The following is a 16191-nucleotide window of genomic DNA, read 5'->3' as shown; positions in this document are numbered from 1 at the left end:
AATGCCAAAATAAATGTCTAATAACTAAATCAGCAGGAGTACTCGAAATGCTTTTAGAGATTGGACGTCAACTACCTCGACCTGTGAGGAATTTCCTAAAGGTCGCCCTTCGCAGACAGGTGCGACGGGCGTTTGCCATGAGCTACTACCGAGACTCGATGAGGTTGATTGGCACGTGGTCTAAACTGCGGACCGAGGACTCAAATTTCTATTACAAGCTCACGCCTCGAAATCGCAGTCATCTTGCCCATTTATTGTCAAATCTCACCGGTGAATCTCGATCTTCAATTCTGACCTATTTCGATGAACTCGAGAATGACGAGGTGCTTCGCTCACACATCAGCGATGCGGTTCGCGACGCGAAATATGGGCGAGACATCGACGTCAATTACGCGCGCCGCGTAGGTTGGTACGCTATCGCTCGGATCATAAAACCGAAGGTGATCATCGAAACTGGCGTCGATCACGGCGTCGGTTCTTGCGTGTTGACGAGCGCTCTCGCCCGTAACGCGAGCGAAGGATTTCGGGGTCGCTATTACGGCACCGATATAAACCCCAAGGCCGGCAAGCTCCTTCGCGGCAAATACGCAGAATACGGAGAAATTCTGTATGGAGACTCGATCGAGTCACTGAAGAAGTTCTCTTCCCCGATCGATTTGTTCATCAATGACAGCGACCATAGCGTCGAGTATGAGATGAGCGAATATCACGTGGTCGCAGAGAAAATGACAGAACATGGCGTTATTCTCAGTGACAACGCTCATTGCTCGGATAGCCTCGATAATTTCTCCGTAGAAGCCGGCCGCAGTTTTGTTTTCTTCTCGGAAAAGCCGGAGAACCATTGGTATCCGGGGGGCGGCATCGGCATATCTTTTTAGACATCTCTTCGGAACCGCCGCGCATAGCGTTCGGAACCCAATGCTGCTGCCTGGGTGTCGCCCCTGCAGGACGGGCACCTACCCCCAGGTGACGGCTTGAACGGCGGCGATTGTCGCAGCAGCGCGCACAGCCGCCTTCAACGTCTGCAGTTTGTTGAACGCCGCGTTGCCTTGGGCGAGCATTACGCCGTATAAGCCCTTGAGGTCCGCAAGCGTGAACGGAACGCACACATTGTCGCGCGCCACCCAGTAGAAACCTTCTGGTGTCGCGCCTGAAATATCATATCCAGTGGTCGCAGTAAGCAACGTTGCCTTCGACACGACGCAGATCACGAGCCCCGACAACCACAGCAACCCGAAACCGGGCGGTCCGTGCCATCCGCTTGCCGCCGGCGCACACGCACCGGCCATCGCCTTCGACTGCAAAGCCAGTGGACGCAACGGGTTCGCCGTAGGCGATATCGCAGCGACGCAACGTTCGATGGGGCATGCCAGCAGCCACACGAACGGCGGCGGCCATCAAGCGGTCATGGTCGGCTCGGCAGTGCGTCGGCTCACGCCGCGCGCGAGTGCGAGCGCCTTCAGGGCTTCCCTGACGATTACACGCCACTGCCCGGTGCGAAGGCTCCGGACGGCCCACGCTACAAAGCCCTCGGTAACCGCATGGCTGCGAACGTGATGCCTTGGATCGGCGAGCGTATCCAGAGAGTCGAGAACTTGGAAATTGAGCGAGCAGCATGACCACCCACCCGGCCACGAAAAAGAGCCCATCACGATGGATGGGCCATGAATCCGTGGTGCGGGGGCACAACCTTGCGTCACGGTCAGGACAGTCTACGCGTGCAGATCCGCCGAAAAATTAAGGAATACCCAGCCCAACCAAACGGGCGTTTGAGAAAAGAGTGATACAGCTAGCACCAACGGCCGAGGCCGAAGCTCTGAAAGAGATTCTGCGGGTCACTGCGAGAGATTGGAGAATTTGAACATGAACACACCGACATCCCCGAAGCGCTACCGAGTGAAATCAGCAATGGGGCAACTTGGGGTTTCGAAGGCAACCGTTTACCGGATGGTCGACGATGGGAAACTCAAACTGGCGAAGATCGGCAAGCACGCCAGCGGGATTACAGCCGAGAGCATCGAGCAGTTGGTGGGACAATCGCGATCCGCTGGATAGTCGCCTACAATGCTGGAGCCACGGTGTTTCGTCCCGCGCCCACCACCCCCAACATGGGTAGCTAGACAAGAAATTCGTCGGCAAAACACCCAAGAAATCACCGCCAATTAAAGAGATACGTTTTTCATGCAACTTGCCACCTGGAACGTCAATTCGCTCAAGGTTCGCGTCGGCCACGTGCAGGATTGGCTGCGCAGCAATCCGGTCGACGTTCTCTGCCTTCAGGAACTGAAGCTCACTGACGAGAACTTCCCGATCACGGACATCGCTGCGCTCGGTTATACGTCGCACTTCACGGGGCAAAAAACGTATAACGGCGTCGCGCTGCTGGTCAACCACGCAAAAGTGGGGGAAGCCAAGGATCTCGTCAAGAATCTGCCGAACTTTGCCGACGAGCAGCAGCGCCTTATCACCGCGACCATCGGCGGCGTGCGCGTGGTCTGCGGCTACTTCCCGAACGGACAGGCTGTCGGCTCGGACAAGTTTGCCTACAAGCTGAACTGGCTCGACGCCCTCACCCATTGGCTCTCCGATGAAATGGCGCGTCATCCGCAGCTCGCGCTGCTAGGCGATTACAACATCGCCCCCGAAGACCGCGACGTGCATGACCCTGCGAAATGGGAAGGCCAGAATCTGGTGTCGCCACAGGAACGTCAGGCGTTCGCCCGTTTGCAGGGGCTTGGCTTGCGCGATACCTTCCGCATGTTCGACCAACCCGAGAAGACGTTCAGTTGGTGGGACTATCGCATGGGCGCCTTCCGACGCAATGCCGGGCTGCGCATCGATCACATTCTCGTGTCGTCCGCGCTGGCAGAGCGCTGCACCGCTTGTGAAATCGATCGCGTGCCGCGCACGTGGGAGCAGCCTTCGGATCACACCCCGGTCGTTGCCACGTTCAAGGACTGACACCACGCGTTTCCCGTAGGCAATGCAAAACGGCACCCGAATCAGGTGCCGTTTTTTTCGTGTGGCGAAGCCTCGGCGAATCTGTGGCGAATCAGTGGCTCGCGCGCGGGTCGGTCAAACGCGACTCATAGACGAAGCAGCGAATCGCCGCCTTGTTACGTGCGTCCATCTGCATGAACTCAAGGCCGTAGGCCCAGGTGCCATCGACGCGCGGACCTTCCACGCCACGCACGGCTGCCATGCCGAGAATCGGCACGACGTCCGCACCGATCGGCACGCGGAACTGCAGCGCGACGTGATGGCAGCCTTCGGGTAACGGCGCCTTCGCCACGATCCCCGCCCCATCGGCGCTGATGTCTCGCACAAGCACCAGCCACTCGGGCGTATCCTGCGGGTCGGCCAGCATGCGGGTAAATGACGCCCGCGTCGTCTCGTCCAGCGGTGACAGTCGCGCGACCAACCGCGTATCGACACGAGGCGTGCGGCGCACCGGCGTCTCACGGACCTGCGCCGGACGCGAAACCACGACATAGTCAAAAGGTCCGTGATGGACGCTATGTACGTCGCACGTGAACTCGTACAGGTTGTCGCCTGGGAACGTCCAGAGTGCGAGCCTGTCGCCTGCGGACACGGGCAATCGTGTCTCGCCCGACATGGGCGGCGTGAGGATCAACATGCCGTTGGGCGCCCGGCCAATCAACCGTGCCCGCACACGCGTGGTCTCGGCATCCGGGGCGACGCGCACCTGCACCCACGCACCGATGAGCAACGGGATGGGCAACCCGTGGAGATACACCGTCGACGCCCCCGCCTCGAGCGGGGACGCTGAGTTTGCCGCCTCCGTGCGACCCGCGGCCTCGCCCGTCGTGGCGCCCTCGGGCAACGGCCGGTGCGGCGCGAACATGGTGAAGAGCCAATCGAGATCGGCCTCGGATGGCAAACGTTCGCCCGCCGCCAGCAGCGGCGTGCCGTCGGCGTCGAATAAGGGCCAGGAAAGCGGAACGTGTGCGTCAAGCTCGCGGCGGTTGACCGCCACGAACCCCGGATAGCCTGACGCGATACAAGTCGAGTGCATGGTGCTGGGAGGGTTACGAAACCCTTGAGAGCCTGGGAACAAGGCATTGGCCTTCCCCGCATTCCGGCACGCGGGACCGCGTCTTGGGCGGCCCTCTTCGCACCGGCATCCGTGGCCAAAACCCCACAAATGTCGCCAACTACAGAGATGCTACGCGTCCGGCCGGCCGGAAACGCCCCGCCATGAAGCGCGGCGCAGTGCGCGTACGTATTTTTACCACGAAAGCCTGTGTGTCCTGACGGCGAAATATCGGGCAAAAGGCTGCTCAAACCCCATTAAGCATCGACCGATGCGGTGCCGACGGAACCGCGCCGGTCGACCATCGCCTGCCGAAGCGCGTCCGCCCGAAGTGGCAGTCGTATCGCCCAGAACCAGGGAAGCGTGTGACGGCATGCCTGCGCCAGCCCCGGCAGGTACCGTATCTCGGGACATGTCAGCCAATTGACCAGCCGTTCCGCCAATGCTTCCGCCGAGTCGACCTCGCTCGACAAGCACATGCGCAACGCGATTGCCTGCGGAAGATGACGCCATGCCGTGTCACCGCTCATCGTTTCGTTGAGTAAAGTCAGCGCATAGTGACGATACAGGCGGGGTGCCTCCGCGCAAGGCGTCGCTCCCCGAAGCGCACTCGACTCGTCGGTCGCAGTCGACCAGGGACGCTGCCATTCCGGCTGAGTCGCCAGCCAGCTCAACCCGGCGACGAGGGAAATGAATCGAACCCGCCTCGACATCGATGCACTCAGTGGCGCCTGTCCGTCCGGCATCTTCAATGGAACGTCTCGGAAGACGTCCTCGATGTCGGCATACCCCGCGCGTCGCAATTGCACATGACCGGGAGCGCGCGCCGACCTCACCAGAGCGTCCAACCGGTCGGCGGGACTTAACATGTCGCGTGCGGCGTCCGCCGATGCCGTGCCATCGGCAGCGGTATCGGTATCGGCGGGCAAGCCGTCCCACGTTCCGTGACATGCGGCGTCGGCTCGATGCGCGCCTTCGCTGCCACACCAGCGTCCGATCAGCCTGACGAAGGCATCCACGCGTCGCTCCACCGGCCAAAGCCCGGCAAGGAAGCCGAACTCCCGCAACAGACCCGGCAGCTGTGACATGGTGCCAGGCAGAAAATCGCCGGGCGATTCGACGTCGCGCACCACCACCCGCGTGCCCAGCCAGTGCCAACCCGGCAGCGTGTCCCGAGCGAAGGGCGCGTCACCCGCCTTCAGTTCGCCACCGGCATTCGCACCGAGAAGCCGCGCCAGCAGAGGCACCGGCAGACGCGCGGCAACGTTGCCATCCGCCCGAATCAGCACGACAAAACGCGCATCGGACGCGTTGATCCCGTCGGCGGAGAGTGCCACATGCACCTGCGCCGGCAGCGCATCGAACCACGCCGCCCGCAACGCCTGGGCACGCAGTGGCCCCACACCCCCGCCCCCTTCTCCAGCCCAGTAGAGCGTTTGACACATTGCCCCAGCCAATGCCCAGGGCGTCTTCTGCGAGACAAGTCCGCACTCTCGGTGCAATGCCCTCATCAGCGACGCCGTGACCCATTCCGCGCGGGTGCGCCCTAACGGCACGTCGGTCAATTCACGGAGGGTATGCGCCAGCCATTCGGCACGCAACACGGCAAATTCATCATGCTCGCCAACGCCCCCGGCCTCGCTCAATGCGGCCAGCAAGCATCCGAGCCAGTCGCTGCGACGCACATGCTCAGGCAGCCGATGCAGTGGCGGCGCAATCTCGCGCCCAATGTCGAGAAGGCCCGGCTTGCGGCTCAGTGCAACGAGGAGTTGCATGAAGACATTCGCGCGCGCCGCCGGCTGATCGGGCGGAAGCGTCATCCACGACCGTACAACCTTGTCGAGTTCTGGCGGCGTCAGGCTGCGCAGCCATGGCACGTCGAGACGAACACGAGCATCCTGCCATTGCGTGCCGGCCAGATTGCAATCAGGTCCGATGCGCAGGTGCTTGAGACTCGCGCCGCAAAACCGGGCATTGCGCAGATCGCAAGACTCAAAGAACGCACCGTTGAGCTTCGCCCCTCGCGCATCCCATTCCGTGAGTACGCACTGGCGGAATGCAGCGCCACGAAGATCGGCCCCCAACACCTGCGCCTTAGGCATCGACATTGAGGTCCATTGCGATCGCTTCGCCTTGGCACCGATCAGTGTCATGCCATGGGCGCTGCCGGCGATGAAACGAGCGCCATGCAACTTGGCTTGCTGGAACGACGCGTTGTCCATACGCGCCTTTTCGAACGTCAGCCCCTGACACTTGGCTTCACTCAAATCGGCACCGTACATGACGGTATGCAAGATTTCAGACCCGCGAAGGTCGGCCCCCACGAACCGCGCATCGCTCAGATCCGCCGCTCGAAAGTGCGCACCCCGCAGATTCGTCCGCTCAAAATCTGCACCGATCTGCTTCGAACTCGCGAACCCCGCCTCGGGTAACGATGCCCCGGCCCACCACGTGCCATTGAAATGGCCGCCGCAAAACTGCGCGCCCGGCGCCATGACGCCACGCAAATCGGCATTGGGCATCCACAGATCGGGAAGCATGGCGTTGCGCAAATTCGACAACGTCAGCGCAACACTCAGGACGGAAACCGGCCACTCGCGCATGGGCAGCCGCTCGCACGCCAGCACATCCCCCGACGCCTCATCGGCCGTTGGCAGCCAATGCCATAGCGAGGCCGTTGCCGACTGACCATCCCCCATCCCGCACCACGTCACCAGATCGCGGGCCACCGCTGCGGCCCGCTCGCCGTCGAGCAAATGCGCGAAGCGAGTGATCCACGCCTGCATGAGCGCCCCCTTGTCGAACGGCAACTCGCCTAACGACGCGTCCGCCCTGACCGCCAGCCGCTCAATGCTTGCGTATTGCCCCGGTGCCCCCGGCCCCGAAGGCAGAATGTTGACCAGCCACGCCACTTGCCGCGCGATCGTACGCCGCTCGTCCTCGCCCGCACGCAGAATTGCGCGACGCAGCGCCTCAGGCGGTGCCGCGCTGCGCGCAGCGATATCGGAAGACGACAATGTGCCGCGACCAACGGCAACGCCTTCGATATCGCGCGCGACCGTAGCAGGTTGTTCCCTGCCGGAATTCCAGTTCTGAACCGACAACATGCGCCACTCCTTGGCACGCGCTTGTGGGCGTGCGCAAAAAAGCCATCATGTTGCCGAAGGAATTCGGGGCCGCGCGCTGAGGAATTTCCGATTTGGTGCGCAACCCAGGCAGGGAACGCCGTCGTGTCGTCGTGTCAGCCAAGACAGAGCGCAAGCGCGTCGCGCCAGTCGGGCGCTCGAACGCCGAAGGCACTCGCGAGCTTATCGTTGTCAAGAATCGAATACGCCGGGCGTTTGGCCGGCAGCGGATAGGCAGAAGTCGGAATCGCCACAACGTTCGGACGCTTTTCGGGTGCGCTCAGATCGAGAATCGCTTCAGTGAACCCGTGCCAGGTCGTCTGCCCGGCCGCCGTCAGATGATAGAGACCGCCACGCTCACGCCAGAAATCGGCATCAACGCCCTTCTCGCCAAACCCCTGCACCAGAACCTGCGACGTCAGCTCGGCAATCGTGCGGCACCATGTCGGCGCGCCATGCTGATCGGACACGATCCGCAATTCATCGCGCTCACGGGCGAGGCGTTGGACGGTGAGCAGGAAATTCGCGCCACGCGAACCGTACACCCAGCTCGTGCGCAGCACCAGATGATTCGCGCCGCTCGCCGCGATAGCGGCCTCACCCGCCAGCTTGGTGCGACCGTAGGCATTCTGCGGATTGGTGGGTTCGTCCTCGCGATACGGGGTGGAGGACGTCCCGTCGAAAACGTAGTCAGTGGAGTAGTGAACGACAAGCGCGCCGATTCGCCTGGCCTCTTCGGCCATGATTCCCGGCACGACGGCGTTGACCTGATACGCAGCGGCCTCGTCCGTCTCGGCACGATCGACCGCCGTATATGCCGCCGGATTGACGATCATGTCGGGGGCGAAGTCGCGCAGGGTTCGCACCACGCTGTCGGTGTCGAGCAGGTCCATCTCGTTGCGCCCGGGGGCGTACACGTCACCCATGCCCTGCAGGCTACGTGCCAGCTCCCAGCCCACCTGCCCGGTGGCCCCCGTCAACAGGATGCGTCTTGCCATGTTCCGACTCCCTTGTCGCTCAATAGTGAACTCGGGAGCCTACCGCGATTGGTGTCAGGTTTCCAGCCCCAGTTCCTGGATCTTGCGCGTAATGGTGTTCCGGCCAATGCCGAGACGGCTCGCCGCCTCGACCTTGCGCCCGCGAGTGAAATCGAGTGCTTCGTTGATCAGGGCGGTCTCGAATCTGCGCGTCAGTTGATCCATCACGTCGGGCGACGCCGAACGAAGCAGACGTGCCACCTCACGGCGCAGGATCGGCTCCCAGCTCTCAGCCCCCGCGACCTCCCCCGATGCCCCGGCAACGCCGCTCACCGCAGGCGCGCCGTTGACACTCGCAGCCCCTCCCATGGCCACATGCCCGGCGCCAACGCCGCCATACGCGGGTGCCGCACCTGCAGGCACCGATGCCGCCACCGCGGAGGCCGACGCAGCAGCGTACGCCGGCGCGCTCGCAGAAACGCCCGCTCCGGTCATCGACGTCGCCGAGAGTGTCTGGAACTCAGGCGGCAAATCCTTGATCTCGACCGTCTGCGCCGGGGCCATGACCGTCAGCCAGTTGCTCAGGTTTTCCAGTTGACGCACGTTGCCCGGGAACGGGAAGCGCGTCAGATGCGCCAATGCCGCTTCGCTGATGCGCTTGGTCTCGACACCCAGTTCGCGCGCGCTCTTCTGCAGGAAGTGGCGCACGAGCAGCGGAATGTCCTCGTTACGTTCGCGCAACGATGGCAGACGCAGGCGAATCACGTTCAGGCGGTGATACAGATCCTCGCGGAACAGCCCCTGGCGCACGCGATCTTCCAGATTCTGGTGCGTGGCCGCGATCACCCGAACGTTCGCCTTGATCGGACTATGACCGCCCACGCGGTAGTAATTGCCGTCTGAGAGCACGCGCAACAGACGGGTCTGCAAATCCAGCGGCATATCGCCGATTTCGTCGAGGAACAGCGTACCGCTCTCGGCCTGCTCGAAGCGCCCGCGCCGAGTGGCCTGCGCGCCGGTGAAAGCACCGCGCTCATGACCAAACAATTCGGACTCCAGCAGATCCTTCGGAATCGCCGCCGTATTGAGCGCGATGAACGGCCCCGAGGCGCGCGGCGAATGCCGGTGCAGCGCCCGTGCGACCAGTTCCTTGCCCGACCCGGATTCCCCGGTAATAAGCACGGTCGCACTCGAATGCGATAGACGGCCGATGGCACGGAACACGTCCTGCATCGCACTGGCCTGCCCGAGAATCTCGGGCTCTTCGGTAATGCGCTCGTCGTCCGTCGCCTCACGCAGGCTCTCTTCGACCGCGCGCAGAATCAGTTCGACCGCACGATCCACGTCGAACGGCTTGGCCAGATATTCAAACGCGCCTCCCTGAAAGGCGGCCACCGCGCTATCGAGATCCGAGAACGCGGTCATGATGATGACCGGCAGTCCGGGATGCCGTTGCTTGACCGCTTGCAGCAGTTCCAGTCCGGAACCGCCCGCCATGCGGATGTCCGAAACCAGCACTTGCGGCGAATCGTGTTCGAGCGCCGCGCTGGCTTCGCGCGGACCCGTAAAGCTGCGCACCGGCAGGTTGGCACGCGAGAGCGCCTTTTCCAGGACCCATCGAATCGATTGGTCGTCGTCTACTATCCAGATCGGCTTCATTGTTCACCGTGTAACGTCTATGCCCGGCCGCAGGTGCTACGGCCGACGGCGTGAGGGCCGCATCAGCCCAGGGGCAGCAGGATTCGGAAATCCGTCCGTCCGGGCCGGCTTTCGCATTCGATCAGACCATCGTGGCGCTGCACAAACGACTGCGCCAGCGTGAGTCCCAGACCGCTTCCGCCATCTCGCCCGGAGACGAGCGGATAGAAGATGCGATCACGAATGTCGGCGGGAATGCCAGGCCCGTTGTCGATCACATGCAATTCCAATGCCAGCTTGTGCAGTCGCTTGGCAATCGTGATCTTTCGCGCCACTCGCGTACGCAATTCGATGCGTGCGTCGCCCCGCGCGATTTGCTCGCGCAAGGCCTCCGCGCCATTGCGCACGATGTTGAGCAACGCCTGAATGAGTTGCTCCTTGTCGCCGCGAAAATCCGGCAGGCTCACGTCGTAGTCGCGCTCGATCGACAAACCCTGGGGAAACTCGGCAAGCACCACCGAACGCACGCGCTCACACACCTCGTGGATGTTCACGTCCGTGGCGATATAGGGATGGCGATGCGGCTCGAGCAGGCGGTCGACCAGCGTTTGCAGCCTGTCGGACTCCTTGATAATGACCTGCGTGTACTCACGCAATTCACGCTGATCCAGCTCGAATTCGAGCAACTGCGCCGCGCCGCGAATGCCGCCCAGCGGGTTCTTGATCTCATGCGCCAGATTGCGAATGAGCTGCTTGTTCATCAACGCCTGATCGATGATGCGCTCTTCGCGTTCATTCTTGATCTTCTGCTCGTTCTCGATCAGCTCGACGATCACGAAGTCGGGCGCCGCTTCGGGGGCTGCCACGATGGCGTGCGTATGCAAAGGCTCCTGTGCGGTGCGCTCAAGCACCAAATCGAGGCGTGTCGTCTGAAAGTGGTTGGCAATGAGATCGACCAACGTGGACGAAAGCACCTCGCCGTTGGTGAAGACATCGTTCCACGTCATCTGCGACAGCGAACGGCGCGAGAGCGCAAGCAGCGCTTCGGCGGCCGGATTGGCGAACACGACGCGCAGCGTGTGCTTCTCGAGCACGAGCAGCACGGTGGGCAACGCTTCGAGACCGGGCAGGATACCGGTCGCTGCGAGCTTCGCCTCCCACGGCTCAACGCTCGTGTGCAGCGTCGACATATGACCGGACAATCCGGCTGCGTCGGTCGTCATTTCGGAAGCAGGGGTGTCTTCATCGGCAGCGGCATGCGAAGCACGCTTCGTCTGCCCTTTCGCACCAGCGCGGACACTTTTCATCAAGGATCGAGGCGATAGGTTCATGGCTGGCTACGAGGTGAATGCGCGCTGCGGATAAAAAAGGGGGACGGCCGCGGCCATCCCCCTTGCTTGTCGAGCATGACGGTCGGCCGCTGGCGTTCCGTCATGCCGGCGCATTCCCTGCGCAGCGATTCGATTACAGCGAGTAGTACAGTTCGAACTCGAGCGGGTGCGTGGTCATGGCCACGCGGCGTGCTTCTTCCGTCTTGAGTGCGATGTACGAATCGAGCATGCCGTCCGTGAACACGCCACCACGGGTCAGGAACTCGCGATCTTCGTTCAGGTATTCCAGCGCCTGTTCGAGGCTCGAGCACACGGTCGGGATCTTTGCATCCTCTTCCGGCGGCAGGTCGTACAGGTTCTTGTCGGCAGCTTCGCCCGGGTGAATCTTGTTCTGCACGCCATCCAGACCGGCCATCAGCATGGCCGAGAAGGCCAGGTACGGGTTGGCCATCGGGTCCGGGAAGCGCGCTTCGATGCGGCGGCCCTTCGGGTTGGCAACGTACGGAATACGGATCGAGGCCGAACGGTTACGGGCCGAGTAGGCCAGCTTCACCGGGGCTTCGAAGTGCGGCACGAGGCGCTTGTACGAGTTCGTCGACGGGTTCGTGATGGCGTTCAGCGCGCGAGCGTGCTTGATGATGCCGCCGATGTAGTACAGCGCGAATTCCGACAGACCACCGTAGCCGTTACCGGCGAACAGGTTCTGACCATCCTTCCAGACCGACTGGTGGATGTGCATGCCCGAGCCGTTGTCGCCCACGATCGGCTTCGGCATGAACGTGGCCGTCTTGCCGTAGCTGTGTGCCACGTTGTGCACGACGTACTTCAGAATCTGCGTCCAGTCGGCGCGCTCGACCAGCGTCGAGAACTTGGTGCCGATTTCGTTCTGGCCTTGACCCGCGACTTCGTGGTGATGCACTTCGACCGGCACGCCCAGTTGCTCGAGCAACAGGCACATTTCCGAGCGCATATCCTGGAAGGTGTCGACGGGTGCGACCGGGAAGTAGCCGCCCTTCGTACCCGGACGGTGGCCGGTGTTGCCGCCTTCGAAGTCCTTCGACGACGACCACGGGGCTTCTTCCGAATTCACGCGGACGAACGTGCCCGACATGTCCGTGCTCCACTGGACCGAGTCGAAGATGAAGAATTCCGGCTCCGGACCGAAGAAGGCGGTGTCGCCCAGGCCCGTGCTCTTCAGGTAGGCTTCGGCGCGCTTGGCGATGGAACGCGGATCGCGGTCGTAGCCCTTGCCATCGGCCGGCTCGATCACGTCGCAGGTCAGCACGAGCGTGCTTTCTTCGTAGAACGGGTCGATGTAGGCAGTGTTGGGGTCCGGCACCAGCAGCATGTCCGAGGCTTCGATGCCCTTCCAGCCAGCGATCGACGAACCGTCGAAAGCGTGACCGCTCTCGAACTTGTCAGCGTCGAAGTGCGACACCGGCACCGAGACGTGTTGTTCCTTGCCGCGCGTGTCAGTAAAGCGGAAGTCAACGAACTTGACGTCTTCTTCCTTGACCAGGTTAATCACATCTGCCACAGATTTGCTCATGCTATCTCCCGAAAGATTCAATCTGGCGCTGCTGGCGCTTATCGCCCGCGTCGCCGCACCCTCTTAACGAACTCCGTGTTCGGATTCGCTTGAGTAAAGCAGGAAGCGTGCCAACGCCCTGCCAACTCGCCTTGCTCCAGTCGTTTCCCCTGATTTCTAAGGGAATAATCGATTCTGGTGCGCCCAGCCCCGAATTCCCGCTCATGGGCCCATATTCTCCATTTCGGTGCAGCACACACCGATATGGCACATCATTGGTGCATTCGTCGATTATGCACCTTTTCGGTGCCAGCAGCCGAATATGGCGAACCGATGTTGTGCATCTCGCTGCACCGTCCTAATGCGCTTCGAAAGCATACGCCTTCAATACTCAAGCACAGCACTCCTCCCGACGCCCCGACGTTCAATGTCACCCAAAGCGCATCTCGCACGAACGACACGCTAGAATGAAGGACAACCATCGACCAACGAGATCACAGCAATATGACAAGCGCCAAAGCCATTCTCGATCAAGCCGCCCAACGTCGCGCCACTGCCCAGCTCGCCTACGCGGGTGCCGTGACACCCGAAGAAGCCCTCGCGCTACTCAACGCCGACACCAACGTTCGCCTGATCGACGTGCGCACACGTGCCGAACTCGATTGGGTCGGTCGTCCGCAGGTGCCTGACGGTCAATACGCCAACGTCGAATGGGTGCGCTACCCCGGGGGGGTGCCCAATGAGCACTTTCTGGAACAACTCGCCTCCCAGACGCCCGACAAGAACACGCCGCTGCTGTTCCTGTGCCGCAGCGCCGCTCGCTCGAAGGCAGCGGCAAAAGTCGCTTTCGAAGCAGGTTACACGCAGTCGTTCGACATTCTCGAGGGCTTCGAAGGTGACAAGGACAGTGCAGGCCATCGCAAACATGTGAGCGGCTGGTGCTTCCGCGGCCTTCCCTGGCTCGGCGCCTGAGCCGCTCGCTTTATCAGACAACCCTGAAGATCATCAACGCGAGGAGACGCCGAGATGGACTGGACACACCTACTGACATTCGCTCTCGCCCTTTTCGTGGGCGCTGGCACCCCAGGTCCGGGGATTGCGGCCATCGTCGCGCGAGTCCTCGGACGCGGCATGCAGGGCGCGATCGCGTTTTCAGCGGGCGTGGCGATCGGCGATGTGGTTTGGCTCACCCTGGCAGTCCTGGGCGTAGCCGCACTGGCGCATACATTCTCGGGCGTCTTCCTGGCAATCAAATACGCGGGCGCCGCCTACCTCCTCTATCTGGCGTGGAAGATGTGGCACGCCCCGGCGATCGCCCCCACGGAGCCGATGACCACTGCGCCGCGTGAGAAGTCGTGGCGGCTGTTTCTTGGCGGTCTGTCCGTCACCATGGGCAACCCGAAGGTCGTGGTGTTCTACTTTGCGCTGCTGCCTAACCTGCTCGATCTGCAAAAGGTAACGGCGCTCGGCTATATCGAAGTCGTCGGCGTCACGTTGACAGTGCTCGCAATTGTGTTCGGCAGCTACATCGTTCTCGCCGCGCGCGCCCGTCAACTGCTCAGTTCGGCGCGTGCCGTGAGACGCCTGAATCGCGCGACCGGTACGGTCATGGCAGGCGCGGCCGTCGCGATCGCTACCCGGTAAGCGCAACGCCGGTCCCACCGGCCGATCGAAGACGCCACCTCATGGGTGGCGTTTTTTTTGGAAACGAGCGGCGCGCATTGTTGCTATTCCCGTAAGTATTTATTCGCTCAATTGCCGTTTTTCCGCGATAGCCAGACGCATAGACTCTGTTCAACGGTCGCACACAACGCAACCGCGTCGCCACAAGCGCAACGCCGGTACCGATGCATTGCGCGCCCCGCAACACAGAAGAACAGGAGTTATCGTCATGAATCGCAAGCGCATCGCCTCGGCCCTGATGACGGCCGTGATGGCCACTGCGGCCGGTGCCGCCTTCGCACAAAGCGGGCGCACCAGCGACGCCTATCCCGAAGGTTCCCAATTCGCCCGGGTGCCGCAATCGTCGCAAGTGACGCGCGAACAAGTGCGTCAGGAACTGGCCGACGCACGCGCCGAGGGGCTGATCCCGCAAAACGATTACGAGTATCCGGTACTCAATTCGCTAACGCGCAGCAACGCCCCGGGCAAGCCCCGTGCTCAGGTGTACGACGAACTCGTGCGAGCCCGCCAGAGCGGCGAGATGAAGTATTCGAATCCGTAAGGCGTCACCCCGACGTCACCGCGCATCGCAAACGCCCTCACCCGGACCGAGCGTCGCTCGCGCTTGATCGACGCGAGCCACGCCGGGCCACACCGTCCCTCGTCGTGTTGCCGTACCCCGGCGGCACGACGTGACGCGCACAGGCGGGACGGCATCGCCTGCCTGTGTTGCGTCACCTCGTATTGTCCCGTCGACAGGCGCGCGCCCACGCCTTTCCGGATAAGCCGTCATGCCTCCACAGACCCGTTCTCTTCCCCTCGGGTCAAGCAGGCACCGACGGTTTTCCAAGGGCGCATCTCCTGTCGCCATGCGTTCCCCGTTATCGCATGGGACCTTCGCCCGCTCCCCGCCCAGGGAGCGGGCTTTTTTCGTTTGCGTCGCAAGCTGCGTGCTACCATGCAGCCGTTTCATTTTGCATAGACAGGATCATCCGGTGAGTCAGATCGAATTCGATATCGAATGGACCGAGCGCGCGGCGAAGAAGGCCGAGAAACTCGTCCCCAAGGGCACCCCGCTCGCGTTGCCGCCGATCGAATGCATGCCGGCCGAAGGTGACGTGCTGTTCCTCGGCCAAGGCGACAAGAAGCAACCGTTTATCGTGGTGGAACGTCAGTACCACCACGAAGGCGAGGACGCATGGACGATCGTCCTGATTCTCGACCTGCCCGAATAACGTTGATGTTCATAGGCGGCGTTCGAGTCGACTGAATCGGACAGATCGCAAAGCAACAACGCACGGCGCGGCCACTGGGGAAATCCCGGTTGTCGCGCCGCTTTGCTTGGAAAGGACCATTTTCTATACTGGAATCGCGTCTTAACTCATGCGATAGCGGCAGGGAGATCGACCATGATCATGCCCCACGTTTCCAACGCCCAACTCGTCAGCATGTTTGCGATCGCGGTCTTCGGCGCGATCGTTGTGGGCGCAATGCCCTGCAAGGGCGCTATTCGAATGTGCTGGCGCTCGCTACTCGTGGTTGTCGGCGCGGTTCTCGCGGTGCTGGCCTTCGAGCTGGTTCCGCTGCTCGCCTGAGACCTTTTTTGCGGATTTTCACCATTTAGGGTTGACCCCCTGCGGAAGAGCCGATATTATCTCGGTCTCGTTGGGGCGTTAGCTCAGTTGGTAGAGCAGCGGACTCTTAATCCGTAGGTCGAGTGTTCGAGTCACTCACGCCCCACCAAACGAATTCTGAAAAAGGCTGCTTTGCCGTGCAGCCTTTTTTATTCCCGGTTGTATCGGGGCGTTAGCTCAGTTGGTAGAGCAGCGGACTCTTAATCCGTAGGTCGAGTGTTCGAGTCACTCACGCCCCACCA

16 protein-coding genes and 2 tRNA genes are annotated in these 16191 nt (G+C 61.9%); 11 read left to right on the top strand and 7 right to left on the bottom strand.

Annotated elements, in window-relative coordinates; translation table 11 throughout:
- Nucleotides 1–137 precede the first annotated feature (137 nt).
- Complete coding sequence (locus tag PBR20603_RS23820; protein ID WP_217426004.1) at nt 138–878, top strand: class I SAM-dependent methyltransferase; 741 nt, start codon at nt 138–140, stop codon at nt 876–878.
- Nucleotides 879–956: 78 nt separating this feature from the next.
- Here the strand turns inward: PBR20603_RS23820 and PBR20603_RS23815 are convergent, their stop codons facing one another.
- Nucleotides 957–1199, bottom strand: coding sequence for a DUF4376 domain-containing protein (locus PBR20603_RS23815; protein ID WP_174978045.1), 243 nt, complete (start codon nt 1197–1199; stop codon nt 957–959).
- A gap of 51 nt (nt 1200–1250) precedes the next feature.
- Between PBR20603_RS23815 and PBR20603_RS23810 the strand changes: the two genes are divergently transcribed.
- The 3 genes from PBR20603_RS23810 (at nt 1251) to xth (ending at nt 2961) form a co-directional block, all read left to right on the top strand.
- A complete protein-coding gene (locus tag PBR20603_RS23810) occupies nt 1251–1619 on the top strand; it encodes a DNA cytosine methyltransferase (protein ID WP_246174966.1) in 369 nt (122 codons plus the stop codon).
- A 244-nt stretch (nt 1620–1863) separates the two neighbouring features.
- Nucleotides 1864–2055 (top strand): helix-turn-helix transcriptional regulator, encoded by a 192-nt coding sequence (locus PBR20603_RS23805; RefSeq protein WP_150561921.1) that lies wholly within the window; start codon nt 1864–1866, stop codon nt 2053–2055.
- 126 nt (nt 2056–2181) lie between these two features.
- Complete coding sequence (xth, locus tag PBR20603_RS23800; protein WP_150561920.1) at nt 2182–2961, top strand: exodeoxyribonuclease III; 780 nt, start codon at nt 2182–2184, stop codon at nt 2959–2961.
- 91 nt (nt 2962–3052) lie between these two features.
- On the opposite strand, the gene PBR20603_RS23795 is transcribed toward xth, so the two are convergent.
- From PBR20603_RS23795 to glnA, 6 genes are all read right to left on the bottom strand, one after another.
- Nucleotides 3053–4036, bottom strand: coding sequence for a flagellar brake protein (locus tag PBR20603_RS23795; protein ID WP_150561919.1), 984 nt, complete (start codon nt 4034–4036; stop codon nt 3053–3055).
- Nucleotides 4037–4311: 275 nt separating this feature from the next.
- A complete protein-coding gene (locus PBR20603_RS23790) occupies nt 4312–7161 on the bottom strand; it encodes a pentapeptide repeat-containing protein (protein ID WP_150561918.1) in 2850 nt (949 codons plus the stop codon).
- A 134-nt stretch (nt 7162–7295) separates the two neighbouring features.
- The gene (rfbD, locus tag PBR20603_RS23785) at nt 7296–8177 is read right to left on the bottom strand and encodes a dTDP-4-dehydrorhamnose reductase (protein ID WP_150561917.1); all 882 of its coding nucleotides are present in this window, start codon (nt 8175–8177) and stop codon (nt 7296–7298) included.
- Nucleotides 8178–8231: 54 nt separating this feature from the next.
- Nucleotides 8232–9815: a nitrogen regulation protein NR(I) gene (ntrC, locus tag PBR20603_RS23780; RefSeq protein WP_150561916.1), complete on the bottom strand. Its 1584-nt coding sequence runs from the start codon at nt 9813–9815 to the stop codon at nt 8232–8234.
- Between the two features lie 62 nt (nt 9816–9877).
- Complete coding sequence (glnL, locus tag PBR20603_RS23775) at nt 9878–10984, bottom strand: nitrogen regulation protein NR(II) (protein ID WP_150561941.1); 1107 nt, start codon at nt 10982–10984, stop codon at nt 9878–9880.
- Between the two features lie 274 nt (nt 10985–11258).
- The gene (glnA, locus tag PBR20603_RS23770; RefSeq protein ID WP_039371869.1) at nt 11259–12674 is read right to left on the bottom strand and encodes a type I glutamate--ammonia ligase; all 1416 of its coding nucleotides are present in this window, start codon (nt 12672–12674) and stop codon (nt 11259–11261) included.
- A 483-nt stretch (nt 12675–13157) separates the two neighbouring features.
- Between glnA and PBR20603_RS23765 the strand changes: the two genes are divergently transcribed.
- The 7 genes from PBR20603_RS23765 (at nt 13158) to PBR20603_RS23735 (ending at nt 16191) form a co-directional block, all read left to right on the top strand.
- Nucleotides 13158–13625 (top strand): rhodanese-like domain-containing protein, encoded by a 468-nt coding sequence (locus PBR20603_RS23765; RefSeq protein ID WP_150561915.1) that lies wholly within the window; start codon nt 13158–13160, stop codon nt 13623–13625.
- 54 nt (nt 13626–13679) lie between these two features.
- A complete protein-coding gene (locus PBR20603_RS23760) occupies nt 13680–14297 on the top strand; it encodes a LysE family translocator (protein WP_150561914.1) in 618 nt (205 codons plus the stop codon).
- Between the two features lie 247 nt (nt 14298–14544).
- Nucleotides 14545–14877: a DUF4148 domain-containing protein gene (locus tag PBR20603_RS23755; protein ID WP_150561913.1), complete on the top strand. Its 333-nt coding sequence runs from the start codon at nt 14545–14547 to the stop codon at nt 14875–14877.
- A 433-nt stretch (nt 14878–15310) separates the two neighbouring features.
- Nucleotides 15311–15550 carry a hypothetical protein gene (locus PBR20603_RS23750; protein WP_010804600.1) on the top strand — a complete coding sequence of 80 codons (240 nt, stop codon included), beginning with the start codon at nt 15311–15313 and terminating at the stop codon, nt 15548–15550.
- A 174-nt stretch (nt 15551–15724) separates the two neighbouring features.
- Nucleotides 15725–15910, top strand: a complete 186-nt coding sequence (locus tag PBR20603_RS23745; protein ID WP_246174965.1) for a hypothetical protein — start codon at nt 15725–15727, stop codon at nt 15908–15910.
- A gap of 72 nt (nt 15911–15982) precedes the next feature.
- Nucleotides 15983–16058, top strand: a tRNA-Lys gene (locus PBR20603_RS23740).
- Nucleotides 16059–16115: 57 nt separating this feature from the next.
- A tRNA-Lys gene (locus PBR20603_RS23735) sits at nt 16116–16191 on the top strand.

Origin of the sequence: Pandoraea bronchicola (assembly GCF_902459805.1) — a bacterium.
GTDB lineage: Bacteria > Pseudomonadota > Gammaproteobacteria > Burkholderiales > Burkholderiaceae > Pandoraea > Pandoraea bronchicola.
The sequence above is the reverse complement of the archived record's forward strand: the minus strand, read 5'-3'. Positions and strand labels throughout refer to the sequence as shown.